This window comes from Bradyrhizobium sp. UFLA05-89 (assembly GCF_059803475.1).
Genome location: NZ_JBANBA010000004.1, coordinates 71,840 through 90,067, shown reverse-complemented (window position 1 = coordinate 90,067; position 18,228 = coordinate 71,840). Strand labels below are relative to the sequence as shown.

The window sequence follows — 18,228 nt, the reverse complement described above, 5'->3', positions numbered from 1 at the left end:
CTTCACTCTTATCGGCAAATGTCGCGCCTCCCAATTCACGATTGCGCGGGGAAGGGTTCCGCGACTGTGGTGAGAAAGTAAGCCGGGCGGCTAACAATAATTGACGCCGGTCGGCGTTTGATCTATAGTTATCCACATGGCTAACCAATTGTCTCGACTCGACCAGGTCTTCGGCGCGCTCTCGGACCCCACGCGCAGGGCGATCGTCATGCGGCTGTGCGCCGGCAAGGCGTCGGTCGGCGAGCTCGCCGATCCCTTCGCAATGGCGCTGCCGAGCTTCATGAAGCACATCCGCGTGCTCGAGGAGAGTGGCCTCGTCGTGTCCGAAAAGTCCGGACGCGTGCGCACCTGCCGGCTGCGGCCGGAGGCAATGGCGGGCGCGGAGGATTGGCTCCAGCAGCAGCGGGCGATCTGGGAAGCGCGCCTCGACCGGTTCGAGGCCTATGTGATGACGTTGAAGACGACCAGGAAGGGGCGGGGCGGCAAGCGCCCGTCGCCGACAACCAAGGGAAAGGTTTCGCGTAATGACTAGCTCAGCCAACCCAGCTCTATCGCAATGGTCGCTCGATCGTGAGATCGTGCTGTCGCGTGTCATCGACGCGCCGCGCGAGCTGGTGTTCGAGGCGTGGTCCGACCCAAGGCATCTGCCGCAATGGTTTGGACCGGCGGGCTTCCGGATCGAAAGCAAGGAGATCGACGTTCGCGTCGGCGGGGTCTGGCGCTTCGACATGATCGCACCTGACGGCACGGTCTATCCGAACCGCATGCGCTTCCTGCGCATCGACAAGCCGCGGCTGATCGAGGTCGATCACGGCGCGGACAAGGACGAGGACCCCGGCATGTTCCGCATGACGGTCACCTTCGATGCCCATGGTGACAAGACCGTGCTGACGCTGCGGCAACTGCACCCGACGGCCGCGCAGCGCGAGACCGTGATCGGCTTCGGCGCCGTCGAGCTAGGCTACCAGACGCTGGACAAGCTTGCAGCGTATGTGGCCAGCCTGAAGGGCTGAGCGCTGTCAGTCGGGGGGTGCTTCGAAAGAGGTGCCCCCGGCGAGAGCGCATCGCTGTCGTGAATTGTGACAGCGCACAGCGCAATTATGACAGTGCCGTCACGCAGATTTTTGTCGCCTCACGTTACCGCTTTATGACAGAATTGCTACCGCTAGATGTCAAATCGACTTATGTGGAGCGATTTATGTTGCAGTGGCAGGCGCGGTCGAATCCTCTGGCGTGGTGGTGGGGGGGCCTGACGCTTGTCAGCAGCGTCAACATTTTCGTCTGGTTCATGCTGTACCGCGAGTTCTATCCGACTCCGACCGACAGCGTCGGCGGCGGCTCCAACATCGGGCTGATGTTCTTGCTCTGCGCCGGCTATGTGTTCGGCTGCGCGTTCCGTTCGTTCCTGCCGCGCGCCGACGTGCAGCGCATCTGCCTGTTCGACACCTGGCTTTCGAGCGTGTTTGTCGGCCGTTCGGTCGCGACCGTGGCCGAAGTCTGCTTCGCCGCGCAATGGGCCATTATCCTGCATCAGCTCGGCGGCATGACGGGGGCGGAGACCGCGGTGAACATCGCGTGGATCATCGTGCCCGTGATCATCATCGCCGAGTGCTTCTCCTGGTACGCAGTTGTAACCACCAACTATCTCTACAACGCGATCGAGAACTCGCTGTGGGCGGTGACGTTCTTCCTGGCGGGCATCGCGCTGTGTCGGCTGATGCCGGAATTCCAGGGATCGGTGCGCTGGGCGCTGCTCGCGGGCATCATCGGCATCGCCTGCTTCCTCGCCTTCCTCGTCACCGTCGACGTGCCGATGTATCTCAGCCGCTGGCGGGCGGGGCATCCCGAGGGCGGCAGGCTGCTCGGCTTGCTCGAAGGCCTTCATGACGTCGCCACCCGCTGGGTCGTGACGCATGACGTCGCGCATTGGAAGGGCGAGCTTGCCTGGATGGCGCTCTATTTCAGCGCCGCGGTGTGGTCGAGCCTTGCGCTGTGCGCGCTCTATGCGATGGAAGGCTATCTGACGCGCTACCTCGTTTGAGCCGCGACGGTTCAGACCTCGCCGAGATCGATCTGGGTCAAAATGCCCTGGCGCAGCGCCAGCCTGACGAGCTCGATATCCGACTCGACGCCGAGCTTGCCCTTGATCAGGGAGTGCAGGTTCGCGACCGTCTTGGGACTGACGTGCAGCGTCTCGGCGATCTCCTCGGTTGAGCGTTCGGCGAGCAGAAGCCTCAGCACCTCAAATTCGCGCGCCGTGAGGACGTCGGTCGCCGAGCTCTCGCCGGCAAGCCGGCTCAGCGCGAGCTCGTGGTCGATGTCGGGGCTGATCGCGACCCGCCCCGCGAGCACGTCCATCACCGCGCGCACCAGCGTCTCCGGCGGGCTGGTCTTGGTGACATAGCCCCTCGCGCCGGCGCGGATCGCCTGCACGGCGAAGCCGGCGTTCTGATGCATGGTGAAGACGAGGATTTTTGCGGCCTTGTCCCACTGCCTGATCCGCCTGATGGCCTCGAGGCCGCCGATCCCCGGCATGCTCAGATCCATGATGATGAGATCAGGCGGGCTTTCCTTGAACAGCCGATAGGCTTCCGCGCCGTCGGAGGCCTCGGCGACGACGCGCAGTCCCGGCTGCTTCTGCAGGACGGAGCGATAGCCCTCGCGGACGACGGCGTGGTCGTCGACCAACATGATGGCCCAGTCGGCCTCGCTCATGCCGCATCCTCCAGAGCTTCGAGCTGCGCGTCGGCAGGCATGACCGGAATCGCGACGCGCAAGGCGGAGCCGCCGTCCGGTCCGGCCGTGAAGCTGAGCCGGCCGCGCATCGCCGCGACGCGCTCGCGCATGCCGAGCAGGCCCATGCCGGATTTGACGGCGGCATCGCTCGGCCGGCCGTCGTCGTCGATGGCGAGCGCGATCTCGTTTGCGCCCATCGCCAGATGCAGGCTGACCTTCGTGGCGCCGGCGTGCTTGGCCGCGTTGGTGAGCGCCTCCTGCACGATGCGGTAGAGATTGGCGCTGATGGAAGCGGGGAGGCTCTCGAAGTTGCCCTCGAAGCGGATATCGAAGCGCGGCCGGCCGCGGCTGCGGCCGTTCCATCCGGACACCAGGCCTTCGAGGCTCGTGACGAGGCCGAGCTCGTCGACATCGGGCGGGCGCAGGCGGAACAGCGCGCCGCGCAGCGTCTCCATCATGTCGGTCGTGGTCCGGGCAATGCTGTCGCACTCTCCCAGCAAGGCGGGGCAGTCCTGCGCCGCGGTCTGACGGGCGGATGCGGCGAGCGCGCGGATTGCGGCGAGCGACTGGCCGAACTCGTCGTGCAGCTCGCGCGCGAGATGGCGGCGCTCCTCGTCCTGGAGCGCGATCAGCCTGCGCGTCAGTTCGCTGCGCTCGGACAGCGCTGTGGCAAGACTCGCAGCAAGATGATTGAAGACGTCGCGGACGGCGGAGAGCTCCGCAAGGTCGAAGGGCGGCAGCCGTGCGTCGAGGTCGTTGGCGGCGATGCGCTCGAGGCCGGCGCGAACGACCTGAGTCGGACGCAGCGCGCGCGCCAGAGCTGCGTAGACCAGGGCACAGAGCAGCGGCAGCGTGATTGCAAGCACGGTCATCAGGCGACCAGCCTCGTGCCAGGCCTCCGCGGTCTGCACCGCCGGATCAAACCAGACCACGGCGTCACCGAGTTTCGCTCCCCGCGCGATCACAGGCCGTGCCGCTTCGCGGCCCGGGTCGAATACGTTGCGATAGAAAGCCGCGAACGCCTGCGGCGGCACGCTCGCCGGGTTCGGCGCGCCGCTACAGAATCGCTGGAGCATCTCTCCGTTCGCTCCACGGAATGCGAGACACAGGCCGGGCGTCATTACGAAGGCCGAGACGGGGTCGAGGTTCGGAAAGTCCGAGCGCGGGCTATTCACCCACTGGGTCTTGCCCTGTTGCAGCTCCAGCGTCTTCGCCACGATGGCGGCGATCCCGTCGATGCGCGCATGCACCGCGCGGTCGGCCGTAATGAGGAAATAGGCGGAGATCGCTGCGAAGCACGCGGCCGATACGGCGGCTACGCGCAACGTCAGACGGACCTTGAGATCGAATCTCGGGCGGTTCCACATCGGCGGGCACCTGGCGCGGACGGTATTGTCCCGTCCGCATTAAACGGCAGAACGCCAGCGGCGAAAAGCGCTACACGTTACCGCGGTGCAACGTCGTGAAATTTTCCCGGCATCGGCCGGGATGGGCGCCGCTGCATCGCCTGAGGTTGCCGGCCTAACATCGCTGGTCCGCTCCATGACGCGAGGCCCGTTCATGCACCTCTCCCGGTTGATCCTTTCAGCTCTTCTGATCGCTGTGCTGCTGGGTGTCCGACCGGCAAGTGCGGGCACCGAGGCGGCTATGGCAGCGCCGGTCGGTGTGATCATCGAGGACTTCGGCTATCTCGATACGTCTGGCGAGCCGGTCGACCAGACCGCCGCCCACGAGAAGCGGCTCGGCGCCTTCATGGTCGCGCTGCGGCGGGATGTCGAGGCGGACAAACGCTATCAGCTCGCGCCCGCCGGACAGGCCGATGCAAAATTCAGGGTGGTCGGCGGCGTCCAGAAGACGAGCACGCTGGTGCAGTGGGCGAGGGTGGCGGTGATCGATATCGGCGCCAAAAAGGTGCTGTTCGAGAAGCTCTACACGTTCCGCGGCGACAACGACGAAGCCTGGGATCGCGCCGAGGCGTTCGTCTCCCGCGAGGTGATTGCAGCGCTCGCGCAGCCCGCGCCGATAGCGCTTGCCGTGTTCGCTTTCGAGCTCGAGGACACCACGGCCGCACCGTCAGCGGGCCTGAGCGAGTCCGACACCGCGCATCTGGCCGAGGTCACGAACGGCGTGCGCGATCGCCTCGCGCAATCCGGCCGCTACCGCCTGGTCGACGTCAGTGGCGCGAGCGGGGAGGCGGCTGCGCGCCACGCGCTGCGCGACTGCGGCGGCTGTGACGCAGAAATCGCCGGGAAGCTCGGGGCGGACCAGTCACTGATCGGCGTGGTACGGCGCGTCAGCCGCACCGAGTATACGATTGGATTCCAGGTCCGGGACGTCAGGACCGGCGCTGTCGTCGCGCGCGGCGACAGCGGCTTGCGCATGGGCGCCGACTATTCCTGGAACCGCGGCGCCGTGCGGCTGGTCAGTGATCGCCTGATCGAGGGCCAGTAGTCGCCGGGCGCCTCAGAAAGTCAGCTGCACCTTCATCGACTGGGACCGGTCGCTGGCGAGCTCGAAGGCGGCGACCGCGTTCTCGAACGGCAGCGAGGCCGAGATCAGCGGCTTCACGTCGATCAGGCCTTCGCCCATCAGCCGCACCGCCAGCTCGAACTCCGGATCGAAGCGGAAGGTGCCGCGGAGCTGCAGCTCCTTGGCGACGATGGAATTGATCGGCAGCGTCATCTCGCCGCCGAGTCCGAGCTGCACGATGGTCGCGCCGGGGCGAAGCAGGTCGAGCGCGGTGCGCAGCGCCGCCTGGTTGCCGGACGCCTCGAACAGCGTGTCGAACACGCCCTTGCCGGCGCGCCACGGATCGAGCGCCGCGGCGTTGTTCGCAACGTTGATGGCATGGGTGGCACCGAGCTTCCTGGCGACCGCCAGCGGCGCGTCGGCCACGTCCGTGACCACGATCTCGGCGGCGCCACCAAAGCGCGATACCAAGATCATCAGCGCACCGATCGGGCCGCAGCCGGTGATCAGGACACGCTTGCCGAGGAGGGGACCGGCCTGCTTGCCGGCATGCAGGCACACGGCAAGCGGCTCGGCCATCGCGGCTTCAGCAAGCGACAGCTTTTCGGCGATCGGCACGGCTTGCGCGGCGTCGACGGTGACGTATTCACGGAAGCCGCCCTGGACGTGGGGATTGCGCATCGCGCTGCCCATGAAGCGCATGTCGAGGCACTGGTTGCGCATGCCTTCCTGGCAATGCAGGCACTGGCCGCACGGCTTGCTCGGATTGACCGCGACCCGCGTGCCGGGCTTCACACGCGAGACGCCTTCACCGACTGCGGCAACGACGCCGGCAATCTCGTGGCCCAGCGCCATCGGCTGTTGGATTCGCACGGTGCCGAAGCCGCCATGGTGATAGTAGTGCAGGTCGGAGCCGCAGATGCCGCCATTGGCGATCTTCACACGGACTTCACCGGGGCCGGGCGCCGGATCGGCAAAGCTGTCGATCCGCAGGTCCTTCGGTGCGTGAATGACGACGGCGCGCATGGGTACTCCTCCAGCTCGTTCAGTTGCGGGGCGCGATCACATCGCGGCGATCATGCCGCCATCGACATAGATGATCTGGCCGTTGACGTAAGTCGATGCGTCGGAGGCGAGGAAGACCGCGGCGCCCACCAGCTCGTCGGGCTTGCCCCAGCGCTTGGAGGGGATGCGCCCCATCAGCCAATTGTTGAAATCAGCATTGTTGACCAGCGCCTCGTTCATGTCAGTCAGCATGTAGCCCGGACCGATCGCGTTGGCCTGGATGCCATGCTGGGCCCATTCCACCGCCATCGAGCGGGTGAGGTTCTTGATGCCGCCCTTGGCCGCGGTGTAGGGCGCGATCGTCGGTCGCGCCAGCTCGCTGCCGAGCGATCCGATGTTGATGATCTTGCCGTGTTTGCGCGGGATCATCCGCTTGGCGGCTTCGCGGCCGATCACGAAGGCGCTGGTCAGGTCCGTCTCGATCACCTTGCGCCATTCGTCGGTGGTGAACTCGACCAGCGGCTTGCGGTGCTGGATGCCGGCATTGTTGACGAGGATGTCGACCGCGAGCCCCTCGCGATCGAAGCGCTCGAAACTGGCGACGATCGCGGGCTCATCGGTGACGTTGAAGGCGGCGCCTTCAGCCTTGTGCCCGGCGGCGCGAAACTCGGCGACCGCCTGCTCGACACGCTTCGGATCGACGCCGTTGATGATCAGCTTGGCGCCGGCCTTCGCCAGGCCCTCCGCGATCGCGCGGCCGAGCCCGCGGGAGGAGCCGGTGACGAGCGCGGTGCGGCCGGAGAGATCGAACAGGGTAGTGCTCATCTAAAATTCCTCAAATGTTGGAGCGGCGCACGGTGAGATCCGACCGGTCGAATACCGCAGGTAGGAGGTCGACGCCAAGTCCTGGCCCTTCCATCGGGAAGACATAGCCGTCCTTGATCACAGGCATCATGGTGACGAGTTCATTGTACCAGCCTTTGTAGAAGGCGCGCACAGATTCCTGGATCAGCGTATTGGGCTGGCTGAACGACATGTGGATCGCGGCGATGAAGCCGACCGGGCCGATGCAATCATGCGGTGCAAAGGGGCGGTGATAGGTCTCCGCCATCGCAGCGATCTTGCGGCCCTCGGTGAGGCCGCCGGTCCAGCACAAATCCGCCATCACCACATGCATGGCGTCGCGGTCGAGCATGTCCTTGTAGGGGAAGCGCGAGCCGAGCGTCTCGCTGGCGCAGACCCAGACGTCGGTCGAGCGCGCATATTCGGCGAGCGCCTGCGGCGAGTTCATCCGGATCGGATCCTCGTACCAGGTCGGCTTGTACGGCTCGAGCGCCCGCGCGATCTGTTTTGCGGTCGGCAGATTCCAGAGCGAATGGAGCTCGACCATGATCTCCATCTTGTCGCCAACGGCTTTGCGGATCTTCTCGAATGGCTCGATCGCCTTCTTCATCTGGGCCGCGGTGATGAAGAGGCCATTGTTCTCCTGCGCCGCGGGATCGAACGGCCAGATCTTCATGGCCGAGATGCCGCTTTCCAAAAGGCTTTCGGCCAGCGCATCGGCGCGGTTCATGAAGGCGTCGAGGTCCTCATAGGGGCTTTGCACCTCGCCGAGATTCCAGTTCGAGACCGGGCGGATGTTGGTGGAGCGGACATATTTGGTGCCGGCGCAGGTGTTGTAGATGCGCTGCTTGTCGCGGCAGAGGCCGCCGAGCATCTGGTGCACGGGCTGACCGCAGACCTTGCCGAAGAGGTCCCACAGCGCGATGTCGATCGCGGAGGCCGCGCGATATTCGACGCCGGTCGAGGACTGCGCCATCGGCAGATTGAGCATGTCGCGATGGATCGCCTCGATATGGAGGGGATTGCGGCCGAGCAGGCGGCCGGCAAAGGTGTCGTGGATCTGCGCTTCGACGGCGCCTGCGCCATAGAAGGTCTCGCCCAAGCCGATGACGCCGGCATCGGTGTGGACGCGCACCCAGATCACATTGGCGAATTCCTCGGTGCGCAACGTCTCGATCGACGTGATCTTCACGGCAACATCCTCCCGTCCAACGGCGCAGTAGCGCGTCTTGTTGTTCTTCCTTGGTCTCCTGCCACGGTTGCCCCGCAGCTTGGTGCGCTGTCATACGCCCACTTGTAATATATCACAACATGTTTTATGCATGTCACAAACAAGACGCGATCTCACCCGGGGACGAGGCGGGGTCGATGGGAGGAAAACATGGTGCGGCGCAAACGCGCGCTCGAGCTGGTCAATCCGGAGCGGGAAGGCGCAATCGGCCGGCGCAACCGCGTCAATTTCGTCGAGCTGGCCTATCAGAAGATCGAGGATCTGCTCGTCAATTGCGAGCTGAGGCCGGGTCAGTTCCTGACCATGCTCGAATTGCAGCACATCACGGGCTTTGGCCGCACGCCGGTGCACCACGCCGTCAACACGCTTGCCGCCGACACGCTGATCATCATTCGCCCGCGTCATGGCTTGCAGGTCGCGCCGATCGATCTGGCGCGCGAGCGCATGCTGCTGGGCCTTCGCCGCGACATGGAGCGCTTCGTGATCCGCCTCGCGGCCGATCGCGCCAGCCTGTCGCATCGCAACCAGGCCCTGCATATCGAACGCGTGCTGCGCGAGCGTCGGGCCAAGCTGACGCTGGACGAGTTCAACAGTCTCGACCGCCGCATCGACGCGCTGATCCTGGAGGCTGGCGGCGAGCCGTTCCTCGCGCATACGATGCGGCCGCTGCACACGCTCTATCGTCGCATCGGTTTCATCCATCACCGCCACATGCCGGGGCAGACCGACCTGTCCGGCACCATCGACCGCCATCTCGACATCTTGAACGCCATCGCCAATCGCCGCGTTGAAGCGGCGGTGGAGGCCAGCGACGCGCTGATCGACTTCATGAATGCGATGTTCGGCGGGATGGAGGCGGGAATCGATCCGCGGTTGCTCGATTGCAGCATCGAGCCGCTGCTCGGCACGTAAGGCGATGAGATTGGGTCTGACTGCGACCACGGAGAAAGTCCGCTCCCTCTCCCGCTTGCGGGGGAGGGCTGGGGTGGGGGTGTCTCCGCGATGGAGATACTCCCCGTGTGGAGAGAGCCCCCACCCGGCGCGTTTGCACGCGCCGACCTCCCCCGCAAGCGGGAGAGGTGCAGCGAGTCTGCCGCCAAATCGATCCCATCAACTCTAGGGAACAGGGAGAAACAAATGTCAACGATGGCCATGCCACAACCGACCGCGAGCGAGGCCGCGGTCCGCTACCTCATCACCAACTACAGTCCCAAGGGGAACAAGGTCGGCTGGCTGATGATGGCTTCGATCCTGGTCGAAGCCTGGGATCTCTATTCGATCGCTTTCGTGCTGATCTTCATCCGCGAGCAATACAATCCCGATCCCTTGATGCTCGGTCTCGCCGCCGCAGGCACGCAAGGCGGCGCCCTGATCGGAGCACTGCTCGGCGGCTGGATGTCCGACAAGATCGGCCGCCGCGTGATGTTCCTGGTCACGATGGTGATGTTCATCGTGTTGGCGCTGGCCCAGGCCTTCGTGCCGAGCGTCGGCTGGCTCGTCGTGATCCGTTTCCTGCTCGGCATCCCGCTCGGCTCCGATATCTCGACCGGCTACACCTACATCATGGAATCCATGGCCAAGGGCGAGCGCGAGGTCATGGGCAACCGCTGGCAGTTCATGTTCGCAGTTGGTGAAGTCCTCACCATCGGTGTCATTGTCCTCTTCCTCCTGATCGACATGCAGCACGAGACGCTGTGGCGCGTGACGCTCGGGCTCGGTGCGTTTCCCGCGCTGATCATCCTGATCATGCGGCACGACGTGCCGGAGACGGCGGTGTGGCTGGTGCAGAAGGGACGCTACCGCGAAGCCAAGCAGGTTGCCCGCGAGATGTTCAACGACAATCTCGCGATGCTGCCGGATCAGGACGTGGAGGTGCCGAAGGTCAGCACCCGCGCGTTCCTCGCCGATCTCAAGAAGGATCCGATCCGCTGGCGCGCCACGATCTACGGCTGGATTGCCTGCTTCGCGCAAGGCAGCGAGTTCTCGACCTTCGCGTTCTACCTGCCGGTGCTGTTCGTGATGGTCGGTGTGTCCAGCGTCCTCGGCAACAATCTGGTGACGATGGCGCTGTTCTGCTTCGCCGCGCTGTCCGGCTGGGTCGGACCGCTGTTGACGCCGAAGCTCGGCCATCGCGGCATCGCGATCGCTGGTTTCTCCATCGTCCTGGCCTCGCTGCTGGTCGCGGCCTTTGCGTTGTACACCGACAACAAGATCCTGCTGCCGTTCGCCGCGGCCGCCATGCTCTGGGGTCATTACTGGGATGCCTCGAACTGCATGACGATCCCGACCATGGTCGCCAAGCCGAAGTATCGCGGCACCGCGAGCGGCTTCGCCTACATGTTTGTGAAGCTGCCATCGTTCCTGGCAATCTTCCTCTTCCCCGCGCTGTTCTCGGCGATCGGGCAGGCGAATGCCACGCTGTTCGTCGCGATCTTCCCACTGATCGGTCTGCTCGCTGCGATCTTCATCCTGCCGGAGGTCTATGGTTACGACAACGACTGAAGGACTACTCAAGCAACGGCACGCTGGGATACTGGCGGCTCAGCCCAGGCGAGCCGTCGTGTCTTGCGTCGATGATGGCATAGTGCCTCTGATTTGCCCGACGTGTCAAATTATTTCGGAAAATACGTACGGCGTGGCGCGACGATCGTCGGCTACTTTGCATGGGGTTGTTTTCGACTTTTGTGTCGAGGGCCGTGCCGAACCTGATCTCGTCATGCTTCGGGGCTGCGATAATGACTGACCACGCTCACCTGATCGCGGCCGCGAGCGCCGCGATCAGGGCCGGTGGCGTGACGAGCAGGCCCAGCTTGAGGAACGGCCAGGCGCCGACCTCAATCTTCTCGCGGCGCAGGGCGACCAGCCACAGGATGGTGGCGAGCGAGCCGGTGATCGAGAAATTCGGCCCCAGGTCGACGCCGATCAGGATGGCGCTGACGACCGATGTCGGCAGGTGGTCGCTGGCGACGATCGATCCGGCGACGAGCCCGACCGGCAGGTTGTTGGCGATGTTGGTGGCGATCGCGGTCGCAATCCCGACGCTCCAGGCGGCCTTGGGCACGGATTGTCCGACAGCCTCATGCAGGAGCGCGCTGAGATGGCCGATCACGCCGGTCTTGATCAGCGCCTCCACCATCACGAAGAGTCCGCCGACCAGCGGCAGCACGCTCCATGACACGTGCTTCAGCACCGGCAGGGGCGACTGACGGCTGAGCAGCAGGACGAGGCCGGTCGTCACCGCGCCGCAGATGAAGGTGGGCAGGCCCAGTTGCTTGTCAAGCGCGGAGGCCGTGATCAGCACGATGCCGATCGCGACAATGCCGATCGCGGTCAGCTTGCCGCCACGGCTGAGCTTCTTGTGTGCCACCTTGTGCTCGATGGCCTCCTCCTTCAGCGCGCGATGCTGGGTGAGGCGGAGAACGACGTAGGTGAGCACGATCGAGGCGAGCGAGGGCAGCGCGAAGAGGCGGAGCCATTCGGCCAGATGCGGCATGTGCGCGCCGAACACCACGAGGTTGGCGGGGTTCGAGATCGGCAGCACGAAGCTCGCGGCGTTGGCAATGAAGGCGCAGACGAACAGGTAAGGCAGCGGCTGGGCGCCGGCCGCGCGTGTCGCTGCGTAGACCGCCGGCGTCAATACGATCGCGGTCGCGTCGTTCGACAGGAAGACCGTGACCAGCGTGCCGACGAGGTAGATCAGCAGAAACAACCGCTGCGGCGAGCCCCGGGCATATTCGACGGCGAGCGCCGCAAGGTAGTCGAATAGGCCCTCGAGCCGGGCGAGCTCGGCGATCAGCATCATGCCGATCAGGAACAGATAGACGTCGACGCCCTTTTCGACGCCGGTCAGCGCGTCGTCCCAGCTCAGGAAACCGAACAGCACCAGCGCCAGGGCGCCCGCCACGGCCCAGATCGCCTCGGGCAGACGAAAGGGACGGAAGATGACGCCTGCGGTCGCAAGCACGATGATGCTCCAGGCCCAATAGGCGGCATGCGGCGCGATCGGCAATGTGGTCCTCGTTCGATGGTTATTGTGCAGCGATAGCCGAAGCCGGCTGCGCTGTCTTCCCCTGCGGACGCGACTGTGGACACCGCGTCTCGGGGAGGGCGACGAAGCAGATTATGGCGCCGATTGCGGCGACGGCGCCGAGGGTGAGAAAAGCCGCACTATAGCCGACGCCGACCACGACCAGGCCGGCCAGCGTCGTGGACAGGGCCGCGCCGATGCTTTGTGCGGTGATGATGGCGCCCTGCGCGACGTTGAAGCGGCCAGTGTTGCGCATGAGGTCGGCGACGATGACGGGGAAAATCGCACCAAAGATGCCTGCGCCGACGCCGTCGAGAAGCTGCACGCCGACCAGCCAGATCGGGTTGTCGGAAAGGGTATAGAGCGCGCCCCGAATGGGCAGGATCAGGAGAGCGCCAAGGAAGAAGCGCTTATGGCCCCAGCGATCGGCCCTCGCGCCGACCAGCATCGCGAACGGCACCATCACGATTTGCGCCGCCACGATGCAGGCAGACATCAGGCTGGTGCCGAGGTGTTTGTCGCCGAGGGCAAGCTTTTGGCCGACGAGCGGCAACATCGCCGCGTTGGAAAGGTGGAACAGCGTGACGCAGATTGCGAAGATAAGGAGCGGCCGGCAGGTGAGGAGGATGCTGAAACCCGAGGGTTGCTCGCGGGCTTCGCTAGCCTCGCTGTTGTGTAGGCCGCGTGCGAGATCGTGGTCGATGGCGCGTTCCGGGATGCAGAGAATACTGACGAGGCTCGCGAGCGCCATGGCGCCAAGGAGATAGAACACGACGCTTGGTCCGAACCAGTAGGCTGCAACGCCGGCGATGGCGGCGGCGACCGCATTGCCCGCGTGATTGAAGGTCTCGTTGCGCCCGATCCGCGCCGTGAACGCGCTGTGGCCGAAGACGCCGAGCGAGATGGCGGCGATCACGGGCGGAAACACGACCGCCGACGTGTGTGCCAGCCCTTGTGAGACCGCGACCGCCCAGAAGCCTGGCCACACCGGAAGCAAGAGCGAGGATGCCGTCACGACGACCGCGGCAACGACCATCACGAGCCGTTTTGCCCTGGTTGCGTCGACCAGCGCGCCGGCGGGCGTCTGCGCCACGATGCCGGCGACTGTCGCAACTGACATCACGATGCCGATACGCGCCTCGTCCCATTGCTGCTCGGTGAGCAGATAGACGGCAAGATAGGGCCCAAGCCCGTCGCGGACATCGGCGAGGAAGAAATTCGCTGCGTCCAGCGCGCGGCCGGCTTGCACCTCTTCGCTCAAACTGCGCTTCGACATTGCGAATCTCGATCGAGGCGCAGAATTCGCCCTGCGAGAAACCGATGTCGGAGCAGATTGGTTCGCTCACATCAGCGCGAGCGCGTTGTTACAACTTGACCGCCAGCAGCACCGCGCCGGCGCCGATCATGGCGATGCCGATCCAGCCCTGCGCGGTCGGGCGCTCGCCGAGAAACGCGAAGGCGAACAGCGCCACCAGCACGACGCTGAGCTTGTCGATCGGAGCCACTAGCGTTGCCGGCCCGAGCTTGAGCGCGCGAAAATAGCAAAGCCAGGACGCGCCGGTGGCGAGTCCCGACAGGACCAGGAATAGCCAGGTTTTTGACGAGATCGCCGACGGCGCGGTGAATTGGCCGGTGAGGAACAACAGCACCGAGAAGGCGAGCAGCACCACGATGGTGCGGATGAAGGTTGCAAGATCCGGGTTGATGTTCTCCACCCCGACCTTGGCGAAGATCGCAGTCAGCGCGGCAAAGCAGGCGGAGAGCAACGCCCAGGTCTGCCAGGCGGAGAGGAGGGCGGGTTTCATGGGGATTCCTGATGCGTTGTCGTTCAGTTGTCGTTGTGCGGGCAGGCAGCCAAATACTGCGCCGTCGTCCCGGCGTAGGCCGGGACCCATAACCCAAGGATTAAGTTTGGCGAAGATTGGCGGTTGCCAGCTCGCGCCACAATCCCTGGGGTTATGGATCCCGGATCTGCGCTCCGCTTCGCTGCGCTTGTCCGGGATGACGACTGGGTGTGATGGCCTCTGCTCACCTCGCCACCGAGACCTTTTCCGCCATCGCCTTGCGCAGGATGCGCGACAGCGACTCGACTGAATACGGCTTCTGGATCAGCTCGAAGCCGCGATGGGCGCTTTCGGCGAGTACGTTGCTGTAGCCGGAGGTGAGCACCACCGGCAGGCCCGGATAGCGATCGCGGATCACGCCGGCGAGCTCCACGCCGTTCATGCCGGGCATGATGACGTCGGAGAACACGAGATCGACGGCGAATTCGTTCTCGCCAAGGATGGCCAGCGCCGCATTGGCGTTCGCGACGCGGCGTACGACATAGCCGAGGTCTTCGAGCAGTTCTGTGGAGAAGCGGCCGACGTCGTCATTGTCCTCGACCACCAGCACGCGATAGCCACGTCCCGTGGCGGCGGGTTCGCTCATCAGCGACGCTCCTTCCGCGGCCAGTGTGGGGCTCGGCGCCTGCGGCAAGTAGATCGTGAAGGTCGCGCCCTGTCCGACGCTACTCTCGACCGCGATGTCGCCTTCGGACTGTTTGGCAAAGCCGAAGGCCTGGCTGAGGCCGAGCCCGGTGCCTTTGCCGACCTCCTTGGTCGTGAAGAACGGCTCGAAGATCGCCTCGAGATTTTCCGGCGCGATACCAGAGCCGGTGTCGTGGACCGAGATCGCAACGAAATCGCCGCTGCGCGCGGATTGTGCGCGCAAGGCAGGGATGCCCTTGAGCTTGCGGACCGCGATCGTCAGGCGCCCTTCGTCCTTCATCGCATCGCGTGCGTTGATGGCGAGGTTGATCAGCGCGGTCTCGAACTGCGCGATGTCGGCGATGGTAAAGCAGTCTGGATCGTGCACGTCGACCGCGATCTCGATGCGGCCTCCGACCAGCGGCCGTACCAGCTGCGCCACGCTTTCGACCTGCATGCCGACGTTGAAGACCTGCGGCTTCAAAGGCTGCCTCCGCGCAAAGGCGAGCAGCTGTGCCGTCAGGTTCGAGGCGCGCTCGACCGTCTCGGAGATCGCATCGACGTAGCGCCGCCGTCGTTCCTCCGGCAGCTCGCGCCGGCGCAAAAAGTCGGTGGCCGAGCGGATGATGGTGAGGAGGTTGTTGAAATCATGCGCGACGCCGCCGGTGAGCTGGCCGATCGCCTCCATCTTCTGCGACTGGCGCAGCGCCTCCTCGCCGCGGCGGCGCTCGGTGATGTCGACGGCTTCGGGCACGGCGCCGGAAATCTTGCCGTGCTGGTCGAGCAAGGGGCGGATGCTGAAATCGAACCAGCGTTCGCCGATGGGAAGACGGAGCAGCATCTCCATCCGCACCGCTTCGCCCGTCAGGACCGTATCGAAGGCGTTACGGACCATCGCCGACATGCCTTCGGTCGCGGTGAACCACGGCGTCTCCCAGAACCGCTTTCCGATGACGTCTCGCGGAGCGGCGCGGATACCCGCGAGCGCCGTTGTGTTGGCGTAGAGCAGGTCACCTTCGAGGTTGAGCAGGCCCTGGTACTGGTTGCTGGTCTCCAGGATCGCACGCAGCCGGGCCTCGTTGGCTTCGAGCTGCGAGGTGCGCTCGGTGATGCGCTCTTCCAGCGTTTCGTTGAGCTGCCTGAGCTCGATCTCGGCCTGCTTGGCGGCGGTGATGTCGTGGGCGACGCCGATGAAGCCGATATGCTTGCCATTGGGGTCCCAGCGTGGTTGGGATTCCGAGCGCAGCCAGCGCCACTGGCCGTCGGCGCGCCTGTAACGGGCTTCCAGCACGAAGGGTTTTAGCGAAGCCTCGCCCTGCACGGATTGCTGGAGCACCTGCGGCAGGTCGTCCGGGTGCAGCACCTTGCGCCAGTCGAAATCGATCGCCTCCTCGAAGGGCAGGCCGAGGAAGTCGACATAGGCCTGGTTGGCGAAAGAACGCTTGCGGTCGAGCTTGGTGACCCAGATCGGCACCGGCGCGCTATCGGCGATCAGGCGGAAGCGTTCCTCGCTTTCCCGTAAGGTCGCCTGCGCCAGCATCTGGTCGGTGACGTCGAGGTCCGCGCCGACCAGCCGCACCGCGCGGCCGTCCGCATCGCGCTCGATCTTGCCGACGACGCGGATCCAGCGCACTTCGCCGTCGTTGGGGCGGGTGATGCGGTAGGTGTCCGAATAATCTTCGCTCTCGCTTTTGAGGACGCCGAAGAGGTGCTGGACCGTCCGCTCGCGGTCCTCGGGATGGATGCGGCCAGCCCAGTCTTCGTAGGTCTCGCTGGCGGCCTCCGGCGGAAGGCCGTGGATCAGGAGATATTCGGGGGTGCGGCGGTTCCTGACGCCATCACGGAAATCGATCTCAAGGCCACCGACGCCGGCGATGCGCTGGATGCGCGCAAGCTCAGCCCCGCGCTCCTGCAACGCGCGATAGGCGTTGTCGCGCTCGCGGGCGATCTCATCCAGATGCTGGCGCAGCCTTTCGGCGGCGATGGTCTCGGGCAAAGGATCGTTCAAGGGGTCGGCCGCTGTGATGCACGTGCCGGAGCAATTCTCACACAGTCCGGGCGCGATGGCTACCCATAGCAACGATGAAGGGGCGAATGATGTCGGAGAAGTGTGGACGGAGGATCAACGTCACGCCCGAGGAATTTGTTCCGTTCGCAGGAACGATTAACGTCGCGAAGCGTCGTCGCCGAGCCCAGAATGGGTTCGAAATAGGTTCAAGATAGACCCAAGAGATTCCTGCCGGGGGATGTAAACCTTGAAGTTATTTGTCTGCCAGGCATGCAGCAACGTCCTCTATTTCGAGAACCGCGCCTGCGAACGCTGCGGCCACCGGGTTGCCTTCCTTCCCGAGAAAGAGATGCTCTCCGCAATCGAGCCCGACGGGACGGCCTGGACGACGCTGGCTGACAAGGGCAAGGGCCGCCTGTTGTGCGCCAATGCCCAGTTCGACGCCTGCAACTGGCTGACCGAGCCCGGCAGCAGCGATCTCTACTGCCGCGCCTGCCGGCACAACGGCACGGTGCCCGACCTGTCCGATCGGACGCAGCTTGCCGGCTGGCGCGAGCTCGAGGTGGCCAAGCACCGGCTGTTCTATTCGATTCTGCGATGGAGGCTGCCGCTGACGACGCGGGCAGAAGATCCCGCGCACGGGCTGATCTTCAACTTCCTTGCCGATGATCCCTTCAGCGGCCAGCGGATCATGACCGGCCATGACAACGGCCTTATCACGATCGCGCTCACCGAAGCCAATGACATCGAACGCGAGCGGCGCAGGCTCGAGATGGGTGAGCCGTACCGCACGCTGCTCGGGCATTTCCGTCACGAGGTCGGGCACTATTTTTGGGACGTGCTGGTGCGCGACGGTGGCAAGCTCGGCGAATTCCGCGCGACGTTCGGCGACGAACAGATCGACTACGGGCAGGCGCTCCAGCGCCACTATGCAGAGGGGCCGCCGCCGGACTGGCAGCAGAACTACGTCTCCGCCTATGCGACCACGCATCCCTGGGAGGACTTCGCCGAGACCTGGGCCCACTACCTCCACATCGTCGACACGCTCGAGATGGCTGCCGAGTTCGGCATGGAGGTGCGCCCCAGGATCGATCGGGACGGCGAGCTGACGGCGCGGATCCGCTTCAACCCCTATGTGGCGGCTAATGTCGAGAAGCTCGTCAATGCATGGCTGCCCTTCACCTTTGCCATCAACAGCGTGAACCGGGCGATGGGCGCCCGCGACCTCTATCCCTTCATCCTGTCACCGGCTGTGATCGGGAAGTTGGGCTTTGTCCACGAATTGGTGCGAGGCGCCGCAAAGGTCGATAGCAGATAGGGATCGATAAGGCCGGCTTTGGGAAGGCGATAAGGGCAGGCACGGATCGCTGGTACGCCAGGGCGGCGAGCGGATTTAGACCGTTGCCTCCGGCCCATTTTGCTGTACCACGGACATGTCACG

The 18,228-nt window shown here is 64.8% G+C and carries 16 protein-coding genes; 7 read left to right on the top strand and 9 right to left on the bottom strand.

Going from position 1 to position 18,228, the window contains the following annotated elements:
• The first annotated feature begins 136 nt into the window (after positions 1-136).
• From SO139_RS03645 to SO139_RS03635, 3 genes are all read left to right on the top strand, one after another.
• On the top strand, positions 137-532 hold the full coding sequence (locus SO139_RS03645; RefSeq protein WP_449378071.1) for an ArsR/SmtB family transcription factor: 396 nt from the start codon (positions 137-139) through the stop codon (positions 530-532).
• Positions 525-1,013, top strand: a complete 489-nt coding sequence (locus tag SO139_RS03640; protein WP_449378072.1) for an SRPBCC family protein — start codon at positions 525-527, stop codon at positions 1,011-1,013. Before SO139_RS03645 ends, SO139_RS03640 begins: the two co-directional genes overlap by 8 nt.
• Positions 1,014-1,198: 185 nt before the next feature.
• A complete protein-coding gene (locus SO139_RS03635) occupies positions 1,199-2,041 on the top strand; it encodes a hypothetical protein (protein ID WP_449378073.1) in 843 nt (280 codons plus the stop codon).
• Between the two features lie 11 nt (positions 2,042-2,052).
• On the opposite strand, the gene SO139_RS03630 is transcribed toward SO139_RS03635, so the two are convergent.
• Both SO139_RS03630 and SO139_RS03625 read right to left on the bottom strand, forming a co-directional pair.
• Complete coding sequence (locus tag SO139_RS03630; protein WP_449378074.1) at positions 2,053-2,715, bottom strand: response regulator; 663 nt, start codon at positions 2,713-2,715, stop codon at positions 2,053-2,055.
• The gene (locus tag SO139_RS03625; protein ID WP_449378075.1) at positions 2,712-4,103 is read right to left on the bottom strand and encodes a sensor histidine kinase; all 1,392 of its coding nucleotides are present in this window, start codon (positions 4,101-4,103) and stop codon (positions 2,712-2,714) included. The genes SO139_RS03630 and SO139_RS03625 overlap by 4 nt, the downstream gene beginning before the upstream one ends.
• Before the next feature lie 193 nt (positions 4,104-4,296).
• Between SO139_RS03625 and SO139_RS03620 the strand changes: the two genes are divergently transcribed.
• Positions 4,297-5,187, top strand: coding sequence for a DUF3280 domain-containing protein (locus SO139_RS03620; protein ID WP_449378076.1), 891 nt, complete (start codon positions 4,297-4,299; stop codon positions 5,185-5,187).
• Positions 5,188-5,199: 12 nt separating this feature from the next.
• Here the strand turns inward: SO139_RS03620 and SO139_RS03615 are convergent, their stop codons facing one another.
• From SO139_RS03615 to SO139_RS03605, 3 genes are read right to left on the bottom strand one after another with little or no spacing between them, the layout of a single operon-like run.
• Positions 5,200-6,231: an L-idonate 5-dehydrogenase gene (locus SO139_RS03615; RefSeq protein ID WP_449378077.1), complete on the bottom strand. Its 1,032-nt coding sequence runs from the start codon at positions 6,229-6,231 to the stop codon at positions 5,200-5,202.
• A gap of 36 nt (positions 6,232-6,267) precedes the next feature.
• Positions 6,268-7,035, bottom strand: coding sequence for an SDR family oxidoreductase (locus tag SO139_RS03610; RefSeq protein WP_449378078.1), 768 nt, complete (start codon positions 7,033-7,035; stop codon positions 6,268-6,270).
• A gap of 10 nt (positions 7,036-7,045) precedes the next feature.
• Positions 7,046-8,245 carry a mandelate racemase/muconate lactonizing enzyme family protein gene (locus tag SO139_RS03605; RefSeq protein WP_449378079.1) on the bottom strand — a complete coding sequence of 400 codons (1,200 nt, stop codon included), beginning with the start codon at positions 8,243-8,245 and terminating at the stop codon, positions 7,046-7,048.
• Positions 8,246-8,434: 189 nt separating this feature from the next.
• Here SO139_RS03605 and SO139_RS03600 point away from each other — a divergent pair, with 189 nt between their 5' ends.
• Entirely contained in the window at positions 8,435-9,196 is a 762-nt protein-coding gene (locus SO139_RS03600) for a GntR family transcriptional regulator (RefSeq protein ID WP_449378080.1), read from the top strand.
• 225 nt (positions 9,197-9,421) lie between these two features.
• Positions 9,422-10,786, top strand: coding sequence for an MFS transporter (locus tag SO139_RS03595; RefSeq protein WP_449378081.1), 1,365 nt, complete (start codon positions 9,422-9,424; stop codon positions 10,784-10,786).
• 247 nt (positions 10,787-11,033) lie between these two features.
• On the opposite strand, the gene SO139_RS03590 is transcribed toward SO139_RS03595, so the two are convergent.
• The 4 genes from SO139_RS03590 to SO139_RS03575 all read right to left on the bottom strand — a co-directional run bounded on the left by SO139_RS03590 (position 11,034) and on the right by SO139_RS03575 (position 16,805).
• The gene (locus SO139_RS03590; RefSeq protein WP_449378131.1) at positions 11,034-12,287 is read right to left on the bottom strand and encodes an arsenic transporter; all 1,254 of its coding nucleotides are present in this window, start codon (positions 12,285-12,287) and stop codon (positions 11,034-11,036) included.
• Between the two features lie 25 nt (positions 12,288-12,312).
• Positions 12,313-13,587: an MFS transporter gene (locus SO139_RS03585; protein WP_449378082.1), complete on the bottom strand. Its 1,275-nt coding sequence runs from the start codon at positions 13,585-13,587 to the stop codon at positions 12,313-12,315.
• A gap of 88 nt (positions 13,588-13,675) precedes the next feature.
• Positions 13,676-14,116 carry an EamA family transporter gene (locus SO139_RS03580; RefSeq protein ID WP_449378083.1) on the bottom strand — a complete coding sequence of 147 codons (441 nt, stop codon included), beginning with the start codon at positions 14,114-14,116 and terminating at the stop codon, positions 13,676-13,678.
• A 223-nt stretch (positions 14,117-14,339) separates the two neighbouring features.
• On the bottom strand, positions 14,340-16,805 hold the full coding sequence (locus tag SO139_RS03575; protein WP_449378132.1) for a PAS domain S-box protein: 2,466 nt from the start codon (positions 16,803-16,805) through the stop codon (positions 14,340-14,342).
• Between the two features lie 229 nt (positions 16,806-17,034).
• Here SO139_RS03575 and SO139_RS03570 point away from each other — a divergent pair, with 229 nt between their 5' ends.
• The gene (locus SO139_RS03570) at positions 17,035-18,105 is read left to right on the top strand and encodes a zinc-binding metallopeptidase family protein (RefSeq protein WP_449378084.1); all 1,071 of its coding nucleotides are present in this window, start codon (positions 17,035-17,037) and stop codon (positions 18,103-18,105) included.
• Positions 18,106-18,228 lie beyond the last annotated feature (123 nt).